Genomic DNA, 20,974 nt, shown 5'->3' with positions numbered 1-20,974 from the left:
ATGAGGAAGACTGAACGTTATCCAGTTGAAGGTGCGAATTCTTTATGGCACATATATAAGACGGTGCCGTTTTTCAAGGTGATTAAAAATTTCACTATCATTCAGCTGGCTCGCTACACGCCTTTTCTGGGGATGAAAAATTGGCTCTATCGGACACTTTTACGTATGGAAGTTGGACAGCAAACTGCGTTCGCCTTAATGGTTATGGTGGATATTATGTTTCCCGAAAGGATTCGAGTAGGCCGTAATACGGTAATTGGCTATAATACAACCATACTTGCTCACGAGTATTTAATTGATGAATATCGATTAGGAGATGTCACCATCGGGAATGAAGTACTGATTGGGGCTAATACGACGATCCTCCCGGGTATTACAATAGGGGATCAAGCCGTTGTCTCAGCGGGTACGCTAGTTCATAAGAACGTGCCCGCAGGCACTTTTGTTGGAGGTAATCCTATGAAAGTAATTTATACGAAGGAAGAAATGGACGAGCGTAAGGAATCCGATTCAGTTATAAATGGCCCCCAGGATGCGTAGTGCCTAATTACGTGGAGCCCCACTTTCCCTGGTTCTTCACCTTGAGGAGAAGGAAATGAATCCGAAGCCTATTTAGGTACTGCTCAGCATCATTTATCGAAGGTTCTTAAAAGAAATGAGGTGAACGGATGAATATTCATCAATCTGTCCTGCCGGCTGTGCGGAAGATTAAAGATTTTGAAGCTTTATTAGATAGCGAAACGGAATATATAATTCTTCTTGACAGCCGTTTGGGGTTACTTCGAAAGCTGGTAAGAATCGGACAAAAAGCTGGGAAAAAGGTGCTTGTACACATAGACTTAATTCAAGGATTGAAAGCAGATGATTATGGTATGGAGTATGTAGCCCAGGAAGTTAAACCCGATGGCGTGATATCGACAAGGGCCAATGTAATCCATCAGGCTAAAAAGCATGAACTTATAGCTGTGCAGCGCTTATTTCTAATAGATAGCCAGGCTATTGAACATAATATAACAATCATTCAAAAAACAAAGCCTGATTTTGTGGAAGTTTTACCTGGAGTCTTACCGGGAATGATAAAAGAGATTAAAGATCAATTGGACATCCCTGTTATTGCTGGCGGTTTGATTCGAACGAATGATGAGATCAATCGAGCTCTTGAAGCGGGGGCTTCAGCAGTTTCAACTTCACGTTCTGGTTTATGGCAATATAAGCAAAGATAAACTTCAGTCCTTTCGTGATTGAAACTGACGAAGCCACACAAACGCTTTCAGCTAAAGCGATTAGTTTGTGTGGTTTTTTCTATGTAGAACGGCTATCAGGAAGGAGAGAAGACTATTGACTGAGTTCATGGGAGAACTAATTGGAACGATGATACTTATCATTCTTGGCGGTGGTGTTATCGCCGGGGCAAACTTGAAAGATACAAAGGCAGACGGTGGATGGGTTCTTATTACTGTAGCATGGGGATTGGCTGTAGCCATGGGTGTTTATGCCGTAGGAAAACTAACGGGCGGCCATATTAATCCTGCAGTTACGCTAGGCCTGGCATCCGTTGGAGATTTTCCATGGGAGAAGGTACCCATGTATATTGCTGCCCAAATGACAGGCGCATTTATAGGCGCAGTCATCGTATTCTTTCACTATATCCCTCACTGGAAGGATACAGAAGATCAATTAGCGATTAAGTCTATTTTCTGTACAGACCCGGCTATCCGTAGTCCGATTTCCAATTTAATCAGTGAAATAATAGGAACCTTTATACTAGTGATGGGGATTTTGTTCATTGGAGCAAACGAATTTACGGAAGGTCTGAACCCCATAATTGTCGGGTTGTTAATTGTAGCGATAGGTATGTCACTTGGAGCTACGACTGGCTATGCAATCAACCCTGCACGTGATTTAGGTCCAAGAATAGCTCACGCTGTTCTTCCTATCCCTGGTAAAGGCGGATCGGATTGGAGCTACTCTTGGGTACCGGTACTTGGCCCGATTATCGGAGGCGTGTATGGAGGATTATTCTACCAGGCTATATTCAAAGGAAGTTACACGGCAGGATTCTGGATCCTATCTGTAATTATAATAACCCTGCTGGTTTCATCCATGAGAATAGAGCTCAAGAAAGCTCAAACTACTTAATACTTAATGATTAGAGGAGGAAATATAAACGATGGAAAAATATATCTTATCGATTGATCAGGGAACGACCAGTTCACGAGCTATTTTATTCAACCATAAAGGTGAAATTGTCGAAACGGGTCAAAAAGAATTTGAACAGCATTTTCCTAAACCAGGCTGGGTTGAACACGACGCTAACGAAATTTGGACTTCGGTTCTCGCCTGTATAGCGGATGTACTTAGAAGAGCCGATATTGACGCAGGACAAGTAGCAGGAATTGGAATCACAAACCAACGGGAAACCACGGTGGTTTGGGATCGAAAAACAGGGAAGCCGATCTATAAAGCGATTGTATGGCAGTCCCGTCAGACTCAGAGTATTTGTAATGAACTTCGTGACCAAGGATTGAATGACACATTCCGGGATAAAACCGGTCTATTGCTTGATCCTTATTTTGCAGGGACGAAAGTGAAATGGATACTAGATCATGTAGATGGGGCACGGGAAAAAGCTGAAAATGGAGAATTGATGTTTGGCACAATCGATACGTGGCTGATTTACAAACTATCTGGAAAAAAAGCTCACGTAACGGATTATTCTAATGCTTCCCGTACGCTCATGTATAACATCTTTGACTTAAAATGGGATGACGAATTGCTCGACATCCTGGGTGTGCCGAAAAGTATGCTTCCAGAGGTTAAACCGTCATCCGAAATTTATGCTCATACCGTAGATTATCATTTTTACGGAAAAGAAGTTCCTATCGCCGGGATTGCTGGTGACCAACAGGCCGCTTTATTTGGCCAAGCCTGTTTTGAAAAGGGAATGGCTAAAAACACCTACGGTACAGGTGGATTTATGTTAATGAACACGGGTGAGGAAGCAGTTAAATCTGATAATGGATTGCTGACAACTCTTGCCTGGGGAATTGACGGAAAAGTCGAGTACGCTTTGGAAGGCAGTATATTTGTTTCAGGATCTGCAATTCAATGGCTTAGAGACGGTCTGCAAATGATAGAAGATGCTCCTCAAAGTGAAGAGATTGCTGGGAAAGTAAACAATACAGAGGGCGTTTACGTCGTTCCGGCGTTTGTCGGTCTAGGTACACCATACTGGGATAGTGATGCCAGGGGAGCGGTGTTTGGTCTAACGCGTGGAACCTCAAAAGCTCATTTTGTGAGAGCTACACTTGAATCTTTGGCTTATCAGACTAAGGATGTTGTGGATGCTATGATAGAGGACTCGGGCATTGAACTTAAAAAACTTCGTGTAGACGGAGGAGCCGTAAAAAATAACTTATTAATGCAGTTCCAAAGTGACCTGCTTAACGTTACAGTTGAACGACCTGAGGTAAATGAAACGACTGCTCTTGGGTCGGCCTATCTTGCAGGTCTCGCCGTTGGCTTCTGGGAAACCCGCGAGGATATTGCAAATCAGTGGAAGATAGAGCGTGAATTCGAACCGACGATGAATAAAGATAAAAGTGAAGATCTATACAAAGGCTGGCAAAAAGCAGTAGAGGCTACTCGCGTATTTAAGCAGGACTGATTTTTTGACTTAGGGAAATAATCTGATATAATTGGGATACAAGTTAATTCAATCGGTCGGAGATATGGAGAGACCACGAACCTTTATGCACATAACATAAAGCGACTCGTGGTCTCTTTTTTTATATCCGGTCCAAGATTCTGTCACAATAGGTAATTGCACACATATTTCCACGAATAATGGGGAATAAACGTATCAGAAGATGGTAACATTAATGAAGCCCAACGAAATAAGGAGAGATAACATGAAACCTTTCTCAAGTTATGAGAGAACATCACATTTTGATAAACTCACCCAGGAAGATTGGGATGTCCTTGTTATAGGCGGGGGCATTACTGGATCTGGAATTGCTCTCGATGCAGCCAGCAGAGGAATGAAAACAACAGTGGTTGAAATGCAGGATTACGCAGCTGGTACTTCCAGCCGGTCCACTAAACTTGTCCACGGCGGTCTTCGTTACCTAAAGAATTTCGAAGTTAAAATGGTTGCAGAAGTAGGGAAAGAACGAGAAATCGTGTACGAAAATGGCCCTCACGTAACTACACCAGAGTGGATGATGCTACCTTTCCACGAGGGAGGAAACTTTGGTCCATTTTCCACAAGCCTTGGACTGCGTGTTTATGATTACCTGGCAGGGGTGAAAAAATCGGAACGCCGTACGATGTTCAGTCCTGAAGAAGCGTTAGAAAGAGAACCACTTGTCAAGAAGGAAAATCTGAAAGGGGCCGGTTTCTATGTGGAATATAAAACCGATGATGCCCGCTTAACACTTGAAGTTATGAAAAAAGCGGTAGAGCATGGGGCAAACTCCCTTAACTACGCTAAAGTGGTTGATTTTATCTATAATGAAGACGGTAAGATGGTCGGTGCTAAAATCGAAGATACCATTTCCGGAAAGCAATATCATGTGAAAGCTAAAAAAATCATTAACGCAGGAGGTCCTTGGGTAGATGATCTGCGTGAAATTGATGGATCGAAAAAAGGAAAAACCCTTCAACTTACAAAAGGAATACACCTCGTGTTCGATCAGTCCAAATTCCCACTCAAGCAGGCAATCTATTTCGACAGCCCAGATGGTCGAATGATTTTTGCCATACCTCGTGATGGTAAGACTTATGTTGGTACAACCGATACGGAGTATTCTGCTGATATTTCACACCCGACCATGACGGAAGATGATCGCGACTATGTACTAAATGCGATTCATGACATGTTTCCAACCGTCGATGTAACAGCGGAAGACGTAGAATCCAGCTGGGCCGGGGTACGTCCATTAATTCACGAGGAAGGGAAAGATCCTTCAGAAATTTCTCGAAAAGATGAAATTTTTATTTCTGATTCAGGTTTGATTTCTATGGCAGGCGGTAAATTAACTGGTTACCGTAAGATGTCTCAACAAGCAGTAGATTTGGTACGTGATCAACTGATGGAGGAATACGGAATTCTATATTCTGACTCTGAAACGAAGTACATGCCGATTTCTGGTGGAGAAGTAAATGGCTCACAAGGATTTAAGCAGTTCTTAAAAGAGAGAATTCAGATAGGAGAATCTATCGGTCTTTCCGAAGAAATGGCTGAAAAACTTGTCCGTCTTTACGGATCCAATGTAGACGCGGTCTTCCATATTTATAAAAATCGTAAACAGGAAGCTCAACAGGCTCAGCTTGAACCGGTGGTTTTTGCCCAGCTTGCTTATGCACTGGAAGCAGAATTCACGTATAAACCGGTCGACTTCTTTGTGCGCAGGACGGCAGCTTTATTCTTTAATATTAATTGGGTTCATGAACACAAGGATGCTGTTATTAACTATATGGCCAAAGCCTTAGATTACACCGATGAACAAAAACGTACGTACACGCAAGAATTGGACCAGCTTCTTAAAGAAGCCGTAGTCCCAATTGAATATGTGTAAACCTTTCTTTCGCTGAAGAGCGTCCCGTATATCCGGGGCGCTCTTTTTGCGTATATGTAAAAATACAATATATGGTAAACTTTAGTTATGAAACTTTTACCAAAAAGGAATCGTAATATTAGGAGGAGAGGTGAAGTAGATGATGAATGTCCAAACTCTGATCCGGCATGACGGGCGGAGGCAATTGATTACCGGAGGAGTCTTGTTCGCTGGGGGCCTATTTTTCTTACTGAGTATCGTTGCCTGGCAGTATCAAAGCTTTCCGCTGAGTCTTCTGTACGGCCCCGTGTTAACGATTAGCGGGTTTGCTTTGTTAAAAACCGGCTTCCGAGATTATGAAAAAGCTAAACAGACTGATAACGGTTTTACAGAGGATCCTATAACAGAGGCAGTTGAGAAACTTCCGGCCCGCATGTATATGGGGCATAGCACGAAAAATGTGTTTCAGGCCACATTATATGATATGGATGGAAAGGAATATAATCATATTAATGAAAAACCCAACTTGCTGCATAAGCTTACATTTCTCGCTCATTATGGATCAATTCTTTCTGCAGATTATATCATGTACAATCAACACGGAGATGCTGTGTACAACATAGAGAAGAAGGGGGGATTCTCATGGCGCGGATATGTTCAGCTTCCTAATGGCCATTATGTGGCTTACACAAAGGATGCTAAACATAAAACCACAGGCAGGAGGATCTTTCGCTATGTAGAGAAAGATTATTGCAGATGGAGCGCGGAGGGAGACCCTTACATTGGACACTACCAGGTGAAAGACCATGAAGGGGATGTCTGGGCTATTATTAAGCAGAATGCCATTCCTGTAGAAGCCGCACATCGCTTTGAACGTATAAATGGATATTTAATTGAGTGGAAGAAGCGCGATAAGATTCCTCAATCTCTGCTGGCTTTCTTATTTCTTTTACAATCACGACAGAATCTATGAGGCAGAAAACCCTGTTTAATAAACAGGGTTTTTTTATGATAATTTCCAAATTTTTATAGTTGAATTTAACGTTAACGTAAATGGTATAGTATAATTGTTAGAATTTTCAAACGTATCAAGGAGGGAAAGATGGTTGAGAATTTAGCGATTGCTGAAGTGGCAGAAAAATTTCAGGTAACCACAAGAACGATCCGCTATTATGAAGAAATTGGACTTGTGCATCCCCATCGTGAGAATGGACACAGACGTTTTAGCAGAAGAGACATAACCAGATTAAGTCTAGTTTTTCGCGGGAAGAAATATGGATTTCAACTCGAAGAAATTAAAAACATGATCCAACTGATTGATCTTGATCCCTCAGGTGTCCAGCAACTAGAAAAAACGATGGAGTATGGTCGCCGAAAAATGAGAGAAATTGACCGACGTTTATTGGAATTGGAGCAATTGAAAACGGAGATGAATTCATGGCTGCAGAAGTTTGAAGAAGAGTTAGTAAAAAGGAGAGGGGAACCCCTGTGAATCTATCAGAACTTTTAGCTTATCAGTCCCGAAAATATCCTCAAAAAGAGGGTTTGATTACTCCGGATGCCCGTTTGGATTATAAAGAATGGAATTTTAAAGTGAATCAGTTTGCACATGCTTTGCAGAGGCTCGGTATTCATCCAGCCGATAAAGTAATGATTCATATGCCAAATACGATTGAATTTGCCATCAGTTATTTTGCTGTTCACCGAATTGGTGCCATTGCCGTGCCAGTAAATGCCCGATTAATAGCCAATGAACTATCTTATATTTTTGATCATAGTGATACGACGTTCTTTCTGACTCATGAACTTCTATTTGAACAAGTGGCCAAGCTTGCACACGAGAAAAAAGGGACATTTATCAAAACAGGTTCCGCTACGGATTATTGGCTGTCATTTGAAGAATTAATGTCCCAGGAGAGCGGGAAGGAAATCTTGAACACGGTCGAGGAAGATACAGAGGCTTCGATTCTCTATACCTCTGGTACAACTGGAGAACCAAAAGGAGTAGTATTCACTCACCGCAATATTTTAACTGTAGCTCGAATGATGGCAGTGGAAATGGAGATGAAGCCAGACAGCCGTATACTGCACATGATGCCGCTTAGTCATTCTGCTCCACTTCATTTATTCATGGCTGCTGGCATCTATGTAGGTGCAACTCATATCCTCGCTCCATCTTTTAGTCCGGAACTTTTACTTAAACTAGCTTCATCGGAACGTTCTACTCATTTCTTCGGTGCACCAGTAGCTTATTTATTAACGGCCAAGCATCCTAAAGTAACGGAAACCGATTTGTCGTGGATGAAATGTTGGGTCTATGGAGGAGCTCCGTTATCAAGGAGGGAGGTACAGTTCATTCAGGAACAACTGGACACAGAGCAATTATATTGTGTGTATGGTTTAACGGAAGCGGGACCTAATGGGGCGCTGCTCTTGCCGCTTGAACATGATGATAAAGCAGGGAGTATCGGGCAGAGAGCAGCCTTGAATTGTGAAATGAAAGTAGTTGATGATCAGGGAAATGAAGCTGGAATTGATGAAGTAGGAGAAATTATATTGCGTGGTGAAGGAACGATGAGAGGATATTATAAGGATGAAGGGAAAACAAAAGAAGTTTTAAAAGACGGATGGCTATATACCGGGGATATGGCGCTAAGAGATCAGGACGGCTTCTACTGGGTGATAGACCGTAAAAAAGACATCATTATATCGGGTGGTTCGAACGTTTATCCTCGTGAAATTGAAGAAGCACTTATCAGACATCCACACGTACAGGATGCCGCTGTAGTTGGGGTGCCTCATCCAGATTGGGGAGAAACGGTTAAAGCCTTCATTGTTCAGGACGGTACAATAAATCGTCTTGCGGAAGATTGCAGGGAATACTTACGACAGGACTTGGCAGATTATAAAATCCCTAAGCTCTATGAAGAGGTAAGGGAACTCCCAAGGAACGCTACGGGGAAATTAATGAAGAATCAGCTTCGTGACCAAATCCACACTCGGTAGGAGGAAAACCGTGAATTTTTATGAGGAAGATTCAAACCTGCAGACGATTCTAAAGGAACAATTGGACCCATCATTATGGGAATGGGCGGACGAACAACTGCAAGCATTCGGCGCTTTATGTGCTGGTGAGATTGACAGACGGGCGCGTCATACAGATCGCGAAGGTGAGCCTAAGTTAATTAAGTATGATAAGTACGGGGAAGACCAATCGGAAGTGTGGTTAAATGAAGGGTATAAAAAAACGATTGAGGAAACATATGGAGCGGGTATTGTAGGCTACATTCATAAAGATATACCAGAGCTTGGACGTCCTGGAAGCTATGTATATTCCTTTGCTCAAGGTTACCTTCTTTCCCAGGCGGAGTCAGGGTTCTACTGCCCTGTCACATTGACGATGGCCACTGCTTATTTAATCGAACGTTATGCTTCTCAGGAATTAAAGGAGAGATATCTTCCTCACGTCCTTTCTACAGGGGAAGTTGAATTATATGAAGGCGCGACATTTTTAACAGAAAGGCAGGGCGGTTCGGATGTAGGGGCTAATGAAGTCAAAGCTTTTTCTGAAGAAAATCATTTCTTGATTTACGGAGAAAAATACTTTGCAAGTAATGCTGGTGCATGTGGCATAGCAATGGTTCTCGCAAGGTTGGAAGACGCTCCTTCAGGCACGAAGGGACTCAGTTTATTCTTAGTTCCCTGGAGAAAAGACAACGGAGATCTGAATGGTATTCAGATTCGCAGATTGAAAGACAAGCTTGGTGTTCGTGCTGTTCCATCTGCGGAGGTAGAGTTTAGCGGGGCTGAAGCTTATCTGGTTGGCAAGCCTGAACAAGGTTTCTATTACATGATGGAAGCACTGAATTTATCGAGGGTGTGCAATGCTACAGCCTCTATTGGTATTATGAGGCGTGCCTATAAGGAATCCTTGGATTACGCTAGTAAAAGGGAAGCTTTTGGAAACAGGTTGATTGATTTTCCGATGGTCAAAGATACACTGGTCCGCTTGTGTGTAAAACAGGAAATAGAAACAAGAGCAGTTTTTGACATGGTCCATCATTTCGAAGGATATATCTCAAGCAAGAGCTCAACGCCTTCTTCAGAAGAAGTCATGAACAGGCTTAAAATTGCAATTCTAAAAAAAGAAACGGCAGAGCAGGCAGTAGCCTTTGCACATGAAGCGATTGAATTACACGGGGGTAATGGATACATTGAGGACTTTGTAATGCCCAGACTGCTGCGTGACGCGCAAGTGCTCACAGTATGGGAAGGTACTGCGAATATACTAGGCCTTGAAGTTATCCGTCTGTTAAATAAATTTGAAGCCCATTCCTTTTTTTATGAAGAAATGAACCACCGCCTTGAGCAGGTCAATGGATTTGCTCCTCAAGTAGAGATAGTAAAACAAAAAATCAACTCCCTGGCAGACCAGGTTACCAATACTCTTAATCAATCATCTGATATTCAGACGTACTATAGTAAATCAATTGCCAGACAGATGGCATTCATTTATGAAGCTGTCATCGCTCTTGAAGCCGGAAAAAATAGTGAGAAAGCAAAAAAAGAGGCTGAAATTTACGTTCAGCTTGCTTTTGGAAAGGAAGAAGTTACTGGAGATCCCCTGACACTTCGCTACGCAGATGAATTACTAGGCTTGTCAAAAGCCAAAGAGTGACCCCATGTCGAAGCTCCTATTTACTTAGGAGCTTATTTTTTTGTAGGAGTGAAAGCGGTGAGTCTGCCATGTTTTGAGGTGAAACATAGGAAGTTCGACTAAGACCGCCGCATCCTGTGGCAACGTCGAACGACCCTGCGTCGTGCAGGGCCCGAAAGCGAATCATCCCCCGCAGGACCTATAAACGAACCCAATATCTCGAAATCGAGTCTTCAACTAAACGGCCCGATAGCGTAGTAACTTGCTTATTAAATCATCACCAATATTCAACATAGATTTTTTAAGAGTTGATCGTGATTCCTTCTGCATCCTCACCTCTTACATAAGACCGAAACTATTGTTTCTGCTATGATAAGGAGGGGAACATAAGGGAAGGACTGAGCATTGACGCTGTATCTTTATTTTGTTAGCATATTAGCAAGCTAAAGGATTTGTGGAAAGGAATGAATACCAATGGTTAAACGGTTAATGTTTGAAAAGCCACTGGGGATGCGCGACACGCTCCCTTTTTTTTATAATCAAAAGTCGAAAGCGAGAAGACAGTTATCAGAAGCCATCTTATCATATGGCTATTCATTTATGGATACACCGCTTATGGAGTATCACGATACGGTAGGAAAAGTGAGTGCGACGCTCGATCAACAGTTATTCAAGCTACTGGACCAGCAAGGTCACACACTTGTACTTAGACCGGATATGACGGCCCCAATTGCTCGTGTAGCCGCTTCGCAGTTAAAGAACGGAGAGTTTCCACTGCGTCTGGCTTACGACGGTCCTGTTTTTCGTGCCCAGCAGGCTGAAGGTGGTAAACCTGCACAATTTGAGCAAGTAGGAACAGAATTAATTGGCGACCACTCCTCTTATGGGGACGCGGAAGTCATTGCCCTGCTTGTAGATTCTCTTAAACAGACGGGTCTCGATAATTTTGTCATTACCGTGGGTCATATTGGATATGTAAAAGCATTTTTCAGTGATCTTCTTGGAGATGATGAAGACACGATGGAAACACTGCTTCATTACTTATATAGAAAAAATTATGTTGGATTTAGAGAATGTGTGAAGTCGCTATCTATTTCCGAAGAAAAAAAACAGGCGTTGCTTGAACTGCTTTCCCTTAGAGGCGGAGAAGAAATCTTTGAAGCCAGTCGTTCGCTCGCCCGGAATCAATCGTGTATGCAGGCAGTCAATGAATTGAAACAGCTCTATCGTCTTCTAAAAGTAAACGGTGTAGAAGACTACATTCAGTTTGACTTAAATCTGATCAGCCATATGGAATATTACACTGGCATTCTTTTTGAGGGATATGCGCCAAATCTGGGGGCTCTGCTTTGTAATGGTGGGCGCTATGATACACTGCTTCCATCCTTTGAACTGAATGCGTCAGCTACAGGTTTTGCCGTCCATTTAGAGCGCCTGGTAGAAGCACTGAATGATCTTGAGGACCAGGACGAACGCATCGGTATTATTGTAGACGATGATTCATATGCCAAGGGAAAAAGAAAGGCAGATCAATATCGAAAAGAAGGACATGCGGTTCTTCTACAGCACGTAGATCAAATCCCGGATCTACCTGCTTTTTACGCACAATTAGCTAATACAATTGATTTAACACAGGTAGGAGGTGGTCAGGATGAATAAACGTCTGACAATCGCTATGCCAAAAGGCCGGATATATGAAGAAGCAGCTGAGTTGATGAAAAGGGCCGGTTATGACCTGGGGGCAGACCTTGAAGAGTCCCGGAAGCTTATCCTTGAATTTCCTGAGCAAAATATTCGTGTGATGATGGCAAAGCCAATGGACGTAGTTACCTATGTCGAATATGGCGCCGCTGATCTTGGAATTGCCGGAAAAGATGTTCTTCTGGAACAAGATCGTGATGTTTATGAAGTACTCGATTTAAAAATCAGTCCATGTTACGTAGCCGTTGCAGGTGTGCCGGACCAGCCTCTCAGTCGTATTGCCCCAAAGATTGCCACTAAATATCCGAAGGTGGCGTCCGATTATTTTCGTGAACAGGGCGAGCAAATTGAAATAATTCCGCTCAATGGTTCAATTGAACTCGCGCCATTAATTGGGCTGGCCGACCGGATCGTTGACATCGTTTCTACAGGCAGGACTTTGAAAGAGAATGGTCTGGTGGAGTATGAAAAGATCGCCGACATCACGTCTAGATTAATTGTCAATCCGGTTAGTTATCGCTTGAAAAGTGAAGAGATTGAGCACATGGTGACAAACCTCAGTGACGTCATGGAGGGAATAAAATAATGAAAATTATTCAAAAAAGTGACCGTACATCATTACGTCGCCGTGTGGAACAGGGAACAGAGGAACAAAGAAAGATCGTTCAAGCTATTATTGACGATGTGAAAGTACAGGGGGATGAAGCCGTACTTAATTATACAGAACGCTTCGATGGGGTAAAGCTTGATCAGTACAAAGTTTCACCACAGGAATTTGAAGAAGCATACGAAGCGCTTGACGGGGAATTTGTAGAGATTCTGCAAGAAGCAGCCGCCAATATACGCAGTTTTCATGAAAAACAGCTACCTGTATCCTGGTTTGATTCATCGGAGGATGGTACAATTCTAGGCCAGAAAATCACCGCTGTTGAAGCGGCCGGTGTGTATGTACCTGGGGGCACAGCAGCTTATCCATCTTCTGTATTTATGAACGTGATTCCGGCTCAGGTAGCTGGAGTGGAGAGGATTGTAATGGTCACTCCCCCTGGGAAAGATGGTAAGGTTCCGGATGGTGTATTACTTGCTGCTCATATACTTGGCGTTGAAGATGTATATAAAGTCGGTGGTGCTCAGGCAATTGCAGCTTTGGCTTATGGGACGGAGACCGTTCCTGCGGTAGACAAAATTACTGGACCAGGAAATGTTTTTGTGGCCCTTGCAAAAAGAGAAGTCTTTGGCGATGTAGACATCGATATGATTGCTGGTCCCAGTGAAATTGCTATATTGGCTGATGACACGGCCCTTGCTTCTGAAGTAGCCGCTGATCTTCTGTCTCAAGCCGAACACGATGCACGGTCTTCCAGTGTTCTTGTAACAACGAGTCAGCAGCTGGCCGAACAGGTCCAGCATCAAGTGAAAGACCAACTAGAAAAGCTGCCACGTGCTGAGATTGCGCGTAAAAGCGTGGAGGATTACGGCATGATCCTCTTATGCGAAACATGGGGAGAAGCTATTACTACTGTAAATGAAATCGCTCCTGAGCACTTGGAAATTGTAACAGAAGATCCTTTTCAGCACTTGGGTAAAATTAAACATGCAGGCGCTATTTTTCTCGGACCTTATAGCAGCGAGCCTGTGGGTGATTATTTTGCCGGGCCGAATCACGTTCTCCCGACGAACGGTACGGCTCGCTTTTCCAGTCCTTTGAATGTAGATGATTTTCTGAAAAAGTCTAGTGTGATTTCTTACAGTGCGGAGGCACTGAAAAAACATGGGGACAAGATTGCACGATATGCCCGTTTGGAAGGATTAGAAGCTCATGCAAGGGCGATTGATACAAGGAAGGAGAGATGGAAATGACCAACGAAAGGTACGCTGAAATTGTACGAAATACGAGGGAAACGAACATTGAACTTGGCATTTCCGTTGATGGTTCTGGTAAAGCAGATTTGGACGTGCAGGTCCCATTTTTAGCTCATATGCTCGAGCTTTTCGCAAAGCATGGCTTATTTAACCTTTCCGTTAAAGGACATGGGGATGTGGAAGTCGATGATCACCATTTGACTGAGGATATCGGCATTTGTCTGGGGCAGGCATTCCGGGAAGCCCTGGGAGACAAATTTGGTATGAAAAGGTATGGTTCGATGACACTTCCTATGGATGAGACGCTTGTTACAGTAGCGGTGGATCTTAGTGACCGTCCGCACTTGGAATGGAAAGCGGAGTTACCTAAAGACCGTCTGGGTACCTTTGACACGGAAAATGTACATGAGTTTTTTTGGAAATTTGCGGTAGAAGCAAGAATGAACCTTCATATTGTTCTTCACCATGGACATAACACACACCATATTGTTGAAGCCATGTTTAAAGCACTTGCTCGTGCGCTTGATGAAGCTACTCAAATTGACCCCAGGGTCAAAGGGGTGCCAAGTACGAAAGGAAGTTTATAAATGATAGGAATTATAGATTATGGTATGGGAAATCTATTCAGTGTTTCTAAAGCGTTAGAGCGTTTGAAAGTTCCTTATAAATTTGGTGAACGTCCTGCCGATATTGAGAATTGTGATGGATACATTCTGCCGGGTGTTGGTGCATTTCCCGATGCTATGAAAGCACTGGAAGAACATGGATTCATCCCTTTTATCAAGGAAAAAGTCAAAGCAGGGGTCCCGATTTACGGTATTTGCCTGGGCATGCAATTGTTATTTGAAGCCAGTGACGAAGGCGGAGAAACTGCAGGATTGGGTCTCTTTCCGGGCAGAATTGTAAGATTTCCAGGAGTGAATGAAAAGGGGGAATCCTATAAAGTGCCTCATATGGGCTGGAATAAGATGAACCTGCTCAAGCCTGAAGAGCCGCTGCTTTCCGACGTGAAAGAAGAATATGTTTATTTTGTTCACTCCTTTGTCGCACAGACCCCTGATCCATCTATCCTCTATGCAACAGCTGATTATCACCTGGATGTACCGGCCATCGTAGGCCGTAATAACCTGGTAGCAAGCCAGTTTCATCCCGAAAAAAGCGGTAGAGCCGGCATGCAGCTCTTAGAGAATTTTTGCAAAGTAATGGTTAAACAGTGAGGAGTTTTTGAGATGAGTTTTACAATTTATCCAGCAATTGATATGCGTAATGGAAAATGTGTCCGCCTGGAGCAGGGAGACTTTGATAAAGAAACGGTGTACGGGGATGACCCATTTGAAGTGGCCCGTGAGTTCTCCGATAAAGGTGCTTCCTGGATTCATATGGTCGACCTTGACGGAGCAAAAGAAGGTTCAAGAAAAAATGCGGAGCACGTGATTCGTGCAGCGAAGGAATTGCCTTCACATATACAGATTGGCGGAGGAATCCGCAGTGAAGAAGATGTACGTTTTTATCTGGACCAGGGAGTGGATCGAGTGATCATCGGTTCACTTGCGGTTCGTGATTTAGAATTAACGAAATCTCTTCTTCGTAATTATGGAGAGCGTATCGTCATCGGGCTCGATGCACGAGATGGCTACGTGTCTACAGCAGGGTGGCTTGAGAGTTCTCAAATACAGGCAGTTGATTTAGGCCGTGAATTAGCCGATGCAGGAGCAAGGACATTTATTTACACCGATATTGCGAAAGATGGCATGTTGTCTGGACCTAATGTAAAAGAAATTGTTCGGTTAGCGGATGAAACAAAGGTTAATGTTATTGCCTCAGGAGGCATTCAGGGACTGAGTGATTTAGAAATACTCAAGAACTACCAGGGCCGTCACGTTATCGGCTCCATTGTTGGAAAAGCTCTTTATACTGATCGTTTCACGCTCACTGAAGCACTTGAATTGGAGGAAAGCTGATGTTATCCAAACGAATTATTCCATGTCTGGATGTGAAGGAAGGACGAGTAGTGAAAGGGATACAATTCGTCGATATTCGTGATGCCGGAGATCCTGTAGAGCTTGCTAAGGTTTATGACGAGCAAGGAGCGGATGAACTGGTTTTTTTAGACATTTCAGCTACTCATGAAGGAAAGAAAACGATGATTGATGTTGTTCGCTCGGTAGCTTCAGAGCTCGCGATTCCTTTTACAGTAGGAGGAGGAATCCGCTCACTCGAAGATATAAAAGAAACTTTAAGAAACGGAGCGGACAAAGTTTCTTTAAATTCATCAGCGGTGAACCGGCCTGAACTGCTTACAGAAGGAGCGGATTATTTCGGCAGCCAGTGTATTGTGGTAGCGATTGACGCTCGTTATGACGAAGAATGGGGAACATGGCGCGTTTATACCCGCGGAGGACGTACCCCTTCAGAGTGGAAAGTGACCGAATGGGCTGAAGAAGCTGTCCGCCGTGGAGCAGGTGAAATTCTACTGACATCTATGAATAAAGATGGTGAAAAGACAGGCTTTGATCTTCCTTTATTAGAGGCAGTGCAAGGTGTAGTTAACGTACCCGTCATTGCTTCAGGCGGAGCCGGGTCCAGTGAACATTTCTATGATGTATTTACAGAAGTCGATGCGGATGCTGCTTTAGCTGCTTCGATTTTCCATTATAAAGAAACGTCCGTTGCGAATGTAAAAGCATATTTGAAGGAGAAAGGGGTAATCGTGAGATGAATGTAAATGATCTGCAATTCGATGAACAAGGACTTGTCCCTGCTATTGTGCAGGATGCGCGTTCAAAGGCTGTACTGACGCTGGCCTATATGAGTAAAGAATCATTAGAAAAAACATTGGAAATTGGGGAAACCGTTTTCTTCAGCCGCTCCCGTCAAGAGCTGTGGCATAAAGGAGAAACCTCTGGAAATACACAAAAAGTAACGAGCATCCATTTCGATTGTGATCAGGATGCTTTACTCGTGCAGGTTGTTCCAAACGGACCTGCATGCCATAAAGGAGATTACAGCTGCTTTTCGAAATCATTGACCGATACAGAAGGACAAGTGAAAGAGAATCGCTATCAAATTCTGGATCAGTTGCAAAGTACACTCGCTGAACGGAAATCTACACTTCCGGAAGGTTCTTATACAGCCAAACTATTCAGTGAAGGTGTAGACCGGATTGCCAAGAAAATTGGAGAGGAAGCAGGGGAAGTGATCATTGCAGCTAAAAATGATGATCCAGAAGAAATGGCCCTCGAATCAGCAGATCTGCTTTTCCACTTACTTGTCATTCTGACCGATCGTGGAGTTCCACTTGATGACGTACTGTCGGTTCTGGAAGAACGCCACTCTTAAAAGTTACAAAATCTCCTATTTCATAACACATTTCTATGTTATACTGCTTTATTAGTGAGATTTGTAACGGAAATAGGGGGACGCTCATGACGACATCATCAAATAGCACAGCTGCTCAAGAAAATACGAATATTATCCCTTTTTTGCCATCTGGAAACTTCTATTTCACCCATGGAATTCAGGCGTTTCAGAAACGTCGTTTCAATGTAGCCGTGAAGTGGCTTAAAAAAGCAATAGAGGCAGCACCTGACGAACCACTTTATACCTGCCAGCTTTCTGTTGTGTACACGGAGATCGGTTCGTATCACGCGGCTAACCAGCTGTTGACGGAAGTGTTGGCCCGTTTCGGAAAAGAATATGTGGATTGTTACTATTTGATGGCCAACAACTATGCTCATCTTGGCTTATTAAGTGATGCAAAAAAATATGCTGAAACCTATCTTGAACAGTCCGAAGATGGAGAATTTGAGGAAGCATCGAAGCAGCTCCTGGAAATGCTTGAGTCAGTGGATGAGGAAGAAGATGATGATGAGTGGGCTTTTGACGATGAAGATGATTTACTGATCTATCAAGAGACCGCTTTCTATCACCTTGAACATGAAGAGTGGGACCAGGCGTTAAGCTTGTTACAAGAAATGATGCAGCTCTTTCCTGATTTTCAAATGGCGAAGCATAAGTATGCTTATGCGCTGTTCATGAACGGAGATCAGAAGGAAGCTATCGAAATTGAAGAAGAATGGTTGAAAAATGAACCTGAAAATATACACAGCCACGTAAACCTTGCTGCCTTTTTTATTATGCAGGGGGACAGAGAAGAAGCTTTGCTTCACATTCATCCCCTTCGCAATGTCTATCCCATGCACAGTCAGCAAAAGTTAGCTGTCGCTGAGACGCTGGCAAGAGCAGGGTTTTACGAAGAAGCTGTAGATCGCTTTCACAGTTTGAAAGACCGCCAGGTTACGAGAAGACGAGTTTATTATAAATGGTACAGTATTTCAGTTTATCATACAGGTAATCCTTCTAAGGCGTTAGAATTATGGGAAAAAGGTTGTCAGCAATTTCCGACCTTGAGTAGAGAAGAGGGCCCCTGGAAAGAATACTGATCTTAAAAGTAATCATCACATGACCTCCCTGCCTTTTTTGGAAGGGCCCGCTTGTTTTTATGGCGAAATTTGTAGCTTTATAGAAAAGAATCACTCATGATTAATATTAGATGATAAGCACATTGATGGACGGTTTTTATTTGTTTTAATATGATATGTACATGAAATGAACGAAGGCATCAGGAAACACACTGAAACAAGGAGCTGATAACGGATGACGGAAGATCGGATTTACGACGTTATTATCGCAGGGGCTGGTCCAGCAGGAATGACTGCAGCCGTTTATACTTCCCGTGCTAACCTTGATACTCTAATGCTAGAACGAGGAATACCGGGCGGGCAGATGGCCAACACGGAAGATGTAGAGAACTACCCTGGCTACGAAAGCATTCTTGGACCAGACCTTTCTAATAAAATGTTTGGCCACGCGAAAAAATTCGGAGCTGAGTATGCTTACGGAGATATCAAAGAAGTAATTGATGGAAAAGAGTATAAAACAATTAAAGCAGGTAAAAAAGAATATAAAGCGCGAACCATTATTATTACAACTGGGGCTCAATATAAAGAACTTGGTGTACCTGGAGAGAAAGAATTAGGCGGCCGTGGTGTTTCATACTGTGCGGTTTGCGATGGTGCATTCTTCCGCGATAAAGAGCTCGTGGTTGTAGGCGGAGGAGACTCAGCGGTAGAAGAAGGCGTGTATCTAACCCGCTTTGCCAGCAAAGTAACGATTGTACACCGCCGCGATGAGCTTCGCGCTCAAAAAATTCTTCAGGATCGTGCTTTTGATAATGATAAGATTGATTTCATATGGGACACCGTTGTGACTTCCATTAATGAACAAGATGGCAAAGTAGGCAGTGTGAACCTTCACAATAAGAAAACAAATCAAGAGTATGAATTTAATACAAATGGTGCGTTCATTTATATTGGTCTTATTCCATTAAGTAAGCCATTTGAAAGCCTCGGTGTTACGAATGATCAAGGCTATATCGAAACAGATGAAAAAATGGAAACGAAAGTGCCGGGTGTGTTTGCTGCAGGGGATATCCGTGAAAAAGAACTGCGTCAAATCGTAACAGCTACAGGCGATGGCAGTATAGCTGCACAATCTGCTCAGCATTATATTGAGAACCTATTAGAAGAGCTGAAAATGGTCAACTAAAAATTACTTTAAATTAACTGCACTGTAACACCTGTGACATAGAATTAAGTTACAATGTAGTTGATTAATTGACCCCCTTTTATTAGATATCTCTATTAAACACAGGTGCTTATCACCTGTGTATTTTTTTGCATTGAATTATAATATTGTAGCTTCTGACATATTCATTGTATAATGAGGGATGATGTCCTCTAGAAAGAAAATGAGGTGACTGTAAGTTGCAACGTGTAGCCAATTGTATTTTAAGAATGAATGACTCCATATTAATGTTGAAGAAGCCGAGAAGGGGCTGGTATGTAGCGCCTGGTGGTAAAATGGAGAACGGTGAAAATATTAAAGATTCAGCAATCCGTGAATTTAAGGAAGAAACAGGACTTGAAATTAACGAACCGGAATTAAGAGGATCGTTTACTTTTGTGATGCGTGAAGGTGAAAAAACAGTTCAAGAATGGATGATGTTCACTTTCTACTGTACATCTGCTTCTGGAAATCTCCTTGAGACTAGTGAGGAAGGCGAACTGGAATGGGTGCCTGTAGATGAGGTGCTAGGTAAACCAATGGCTGAAGGAGACCGCCATATATTTAAGCACATCTTAAATAGCGATGATCAAATTTATGGGACATTTGTATATACGACGGATTTTCAGCTGATTGATAAGGATATGGATCCGTCACGACCTGACTAAATGAGGAGCGATCGAGGATGCAAGAAGAAGCGAACAATACTCAGTTAGTAATTATTACCGGAATGTCAGGGGCAGGAAAAACCGTGGCTGTTCAAAGCTTTGAAGATCTCGGTTTTTTTTGTGTGGACAACCTGCCGCCAGCCTTGCTTCCTAAATTCCTGGAACTGATGAAGGATTCTACTAATAACATTCAAAGTGTCGCACTAGTCATGGATTTAAGAGGCCGGGAATTCTTTGACTCTCTTTTTGATTCATTAGACCGGCTCGGTAAAGAAGATTGGATCCACGAGCAGATTTTATTTCTCGATGCTGAAGACCAGGCGCTGGTATCACGCTATAAAGAAACCCGCCGATCCCATCCTTTAGCGAAAGAAGGACTTCCACTGGAAGGGATTCGTAAAGAACGCGAAATGCTTGATGAGTTACGGGGACGTGCACAAACTTTAATTGATACGACTTCTTTAAAACCAAAAGAACTGCGTGAACGCATTGTGGAAAGCTATCGCCAACGTGAGCAGCAGGTATTTTCTGTACAAATGGTTTCATTCGGCTTTAAATATGGTGTGCCAATTGATGCCGATCTTATGTTTGACGTTCGTTTTCTGCCTAATCCCCACTACGTAGAACACATGCGGCCGCTTACTGGTCTCACTACGGAAGTTTCTTCCTATGTTTTCAAGTGGTCAGATACACAGAAGTTCCTAGAGAAGCTTAAAGATTTACTACAGTTTATGCTTCCGCAATATAAACGGGAGGGTAAAAGCCAACTTGTGATAGCCATAGGCTGTACGGGCGGCCAGCACCGTTCTGTGGCACTGGCAGAATATTTATCAGAGTATTTCTCTAATGATTACGTCACACACGTGACCCATAGAGATATTGATAAAAGGAAGGGTTTGTAA

General features: G+C 43.0%; 21 protein-coding genes. All 21 read left to right on the top strand.

What is annotated here, in order from left to right; genetic code table 11:
• The 21 genes from LCM11_RS10755 to rapZ all read left to right on the top strand — a co-directional run bounded on the left by LCM11_RS10755 (position 1) and on the right by rapZ (position 20,974).
• A complete protein-coding gene (locus LCM11_RS10755) occupies positions 1-540 on the top strand; it encodes an acyltransferase (protein ID WP_224894235.1) in 540 nt (179 codons plus the stop codon).
• A 128-nt stretch (positions 541-668) separates the two neighbouring features.
• The gene (locus tag LCM11_RS10750; RefSeq protein WP_224894234.1) at positions 669-1,223 is read left to right on the top strand and encodes a glycerol-3-phosphate responsive antiterminator; all 555 of its coding nucleotides are present in this window, start codon (positions 669-671) and stop codon (positions 1,221-1,223) included.
• 115 nt (positions 1,224-1,338) lie between these two features.
• The gene (locus LCM11_RS10745; RefSeq protein WP_224894233.1) at positions 1,339-2,139 is read left to right on the top strand and encodes an MIP/aquaporin family protein; all 801 of its coding nucleotides are present in this window, start codon (positions 1,339-1,341) and stop codon (positions 2,137-2,139) included.
• 31 nt (positions 2,140-2,170) lie between these two features.
• The gene (gene glpK / locus LCM11_RS10740) at positions 2,171-3,667 is read left to right on the top strand and encodes a glycerol kinase GlpK (RefSeq protein WP_224894232.1); all 1,497 of its coding nucleotides are present in this window, start codon (positions 2,171-2,173) and stop codon (positions 3,665-3,667) included.
• Positions 3,668-3,911: 244 nt separating this feature from the next.
• The gene (locus tag LCM11_RS10735; RefSeq protein ID WP_224894231.1) at positions 3,912-5,579 is read left to right on the top strand and encodes a glycerol-3-phosphate dehydrogenase/oxidase; all 1,668 of its coding nucleotides are present in this window, start codon (positions 3,912-3,914) and stop codon (positions 5,577-5,579) included.
• 142 nt (positions 5,580-5,721) lie between these two features.
• Positions 5,722-6,531: a hypothetical protein gene (locus LCM11_RS10730; protein WP_224894230.1), complete on the top strand. Its 810-nt coding sequence runs from the start codon at positions 5,722-5,724 to the stop codon at positions 6,529-6,531.
• Between the two features lie 129 nt (positions 6,532-6,660).
• Positions 6,661-7,050, top strand: coding sequence for a MerR family transcriptional regulator (locus LCM11_RS10725; RefSeq protein ID WP_224894229.1), 390 nt, complete (start codon positions 6,661-6,663; stop codon positions 7,048-7,050).
• Positions 7,047-8,564 carry a class I adenylate-forming enzyme family protein gene (locus tag LCM11_RS10720; protein ID WP_224894228.1) on the top strand — a complete coding sequence of 506 codons (1,518 nt, stop codon included), beginning with the start codon at positions 7,047-7,049 and terminating at the stop codon, positions 8,562-8,564. The genes LCM11_RS10725 and LCM11_RS10720 overlap by 4 nt, the downstream gene beginning before the upstream one ends.
• Positions 8,565-8,574: 10 nt before the next feature.
• Positions 8,575-10,236 (top strand): acyl-CoA dehydrogenase family protein, encoded by a 1,662-nt coding sequence (locus LCM11_RS10715; RefSeq protein ID WP_224894227.1) that lies wholly within the window; start codon positions 8,575-8,577, stop codon positions 10,234-10,236.
• A gap of 453 nt (positions 10,237-10,689) precedes the next feature.
• On the top strand, positions 10,690-11,874 hold the full coding sequence (locus LCM11_RS10710) for an ATP phosphoribosyltransferase regulatory subunit (protein ID WP_224894226.1): 1,185 nt from the start codon (positions 10,690-10,692) through the stop codon (positions 11,872-11,874).
• Entirely contained in the window at positions 11,867-12,502 is a 636-nt protein-coding gene (hisG, locus tag LCM11_RS10705) for an ATP phosphoribosyltransferase (protein WP_224894225.1), read from the top strand. Before LCM11_RS10710 ends, hisG begins: the two co-directional genes overlap by 8 nt.
• Positions 12,502-13,776 (top strand): histidinol dehydrogenase, encoded by a 1,275-nt coding sequence (hisD, locus tag LCM11_RS10700; RefSeq protein ID WP_224894224.1) that lies wholly within the window; start codon positions 12,502-12,504, stop codon positions 13,774-13,776. The genes hisG and hisD overlap by 1 nt, the downstream gene beginning before the upstream one ends.
• Complete coding sequence (gene hisB, locus LCM11_RS10695) at positions 13,773-14,366, top strand: imidazoleglycerol-phosphate dehydratase HisB (protein WP_224894223.1); 594 nt, start codon at positions 13,773-13,775, stop codon at positions 14,364-14,366. Before hisD ends, hisB begins: the two co-directional genes overlap by 4 nt.
• Positions 14,367-14,996: an imidazole glycerol phosphate synthase subunit HisH gene (hisH, locus tag LCM11_RS10690; RefSeq protein WP_224894222.1), complete on the top strand. Its 630-nt coding sequence runs from the start codon at positions 14,367-14,369 to the stop codon at positions 14,994-14,996. It begins immediately after the preceding gene.
• A 12-nt stretch (positions 14,997-15,008) separates the two neighbouring features.
• Complete coding sequence (gene hisA / locus LCM11_RS10685; RefSeq protein ID WP_224894221.1) at positions 15,009-15,740, top strand: 1-(5-phosphoribosyl)-5-[(5-phosphoribosylamino)methylideneamino]imidazole-4-carboxamide isomerase; 732 nt, start codon at positions 15,009-15,011, stop codon at positions 15,738-15,740.
• Positions 15,740-16,498 carry an imidazole glycerol phosphate synthase subunit HisF gene (hisF, locus tag LCM11_RS10680; RefSeq protein WP_224894220.1) on the top strand — a complete coding sequence of 253 codons (759 nt, stop codon included), beginning with the start codon at positions 15,740-15,742 and terminating at the stop codon, positions 16,496-16,498. The genes hisA and hisF overlap by 1 nt, the downstream gene beginning before the upstream one ends.
• Positions 16,495-17,118, top strand: a complete 624-nt coding sequence (hisIE, locus tag LCM11_RS10675; protein WP_224894219.1) for a bifunctional phosphoribosyl-AMP cyclohydrolase/phosphoribosyl-ATP diphosphatase HisIE — start codon at positions 16,495-16,497, stop codon at positions 17,116-17,118. Before hisF ends, hisIE begins: the two co-directional genes overlap by 4 nt.
• A gap of 86 nt (positions 17,119-17,204) precedes the next feature.
• A complete protein-coding gene (locus LCM11_RS10670; protein WP_224894218.1) occupies positions 17,205-18,221 on the top strand; it encodes a tetratricopeptide repeat protein in 1,017 nt (338 codons plus the stop codon).
• A gap of 214 nt (positions 18,222-18,435) precedes the next feature.
• A complete protein-coding gene (trxB, locus tag LCM11_RS10665) occupies positions 18,436-19,386 on the top strand; it encodes a thioredoxin-disulfide reductase (protein WP_224894217.1) in 951 nt (316 codons plus the stop codon).
• 218 nt (positions 19,387-19,604) lie between these two features.
• Entirely contained in the window at positions 19,605-20,072 is a 468-nt protein-coding gene (locus LCM11_RS10660; protein ID WP_224894216.1) for an 8-oxo-dGTP diphosphatase, read from the top strand.
• A gap of 17 nt (positions 20,073-20,089) precedes the next feature.
• Complete coding sequence (rapZ, locus tag LCM11_RS10655) at positions 20,090-20,974, top strand: RNase adapter RapZ (RefSeq protein WP_014644245.1); 885 nt, start codon at positions 20,090-20,092, stop codon at positions 20,972-20,974.

Origin of the sequence: Halobacillus halophilus, from assembly GCF_020171985.1 — a bacterium.
Taxonomy (GTDB): domain Bacteria; phylum Bacillota; class Bacilli; order Bacillales; family Halobacillaceae; genus Halobacillus; species Halobacillus halophilus_A.
This window is presented reverse-complemented; position numbering and strand designations above follow the sequence as displayed.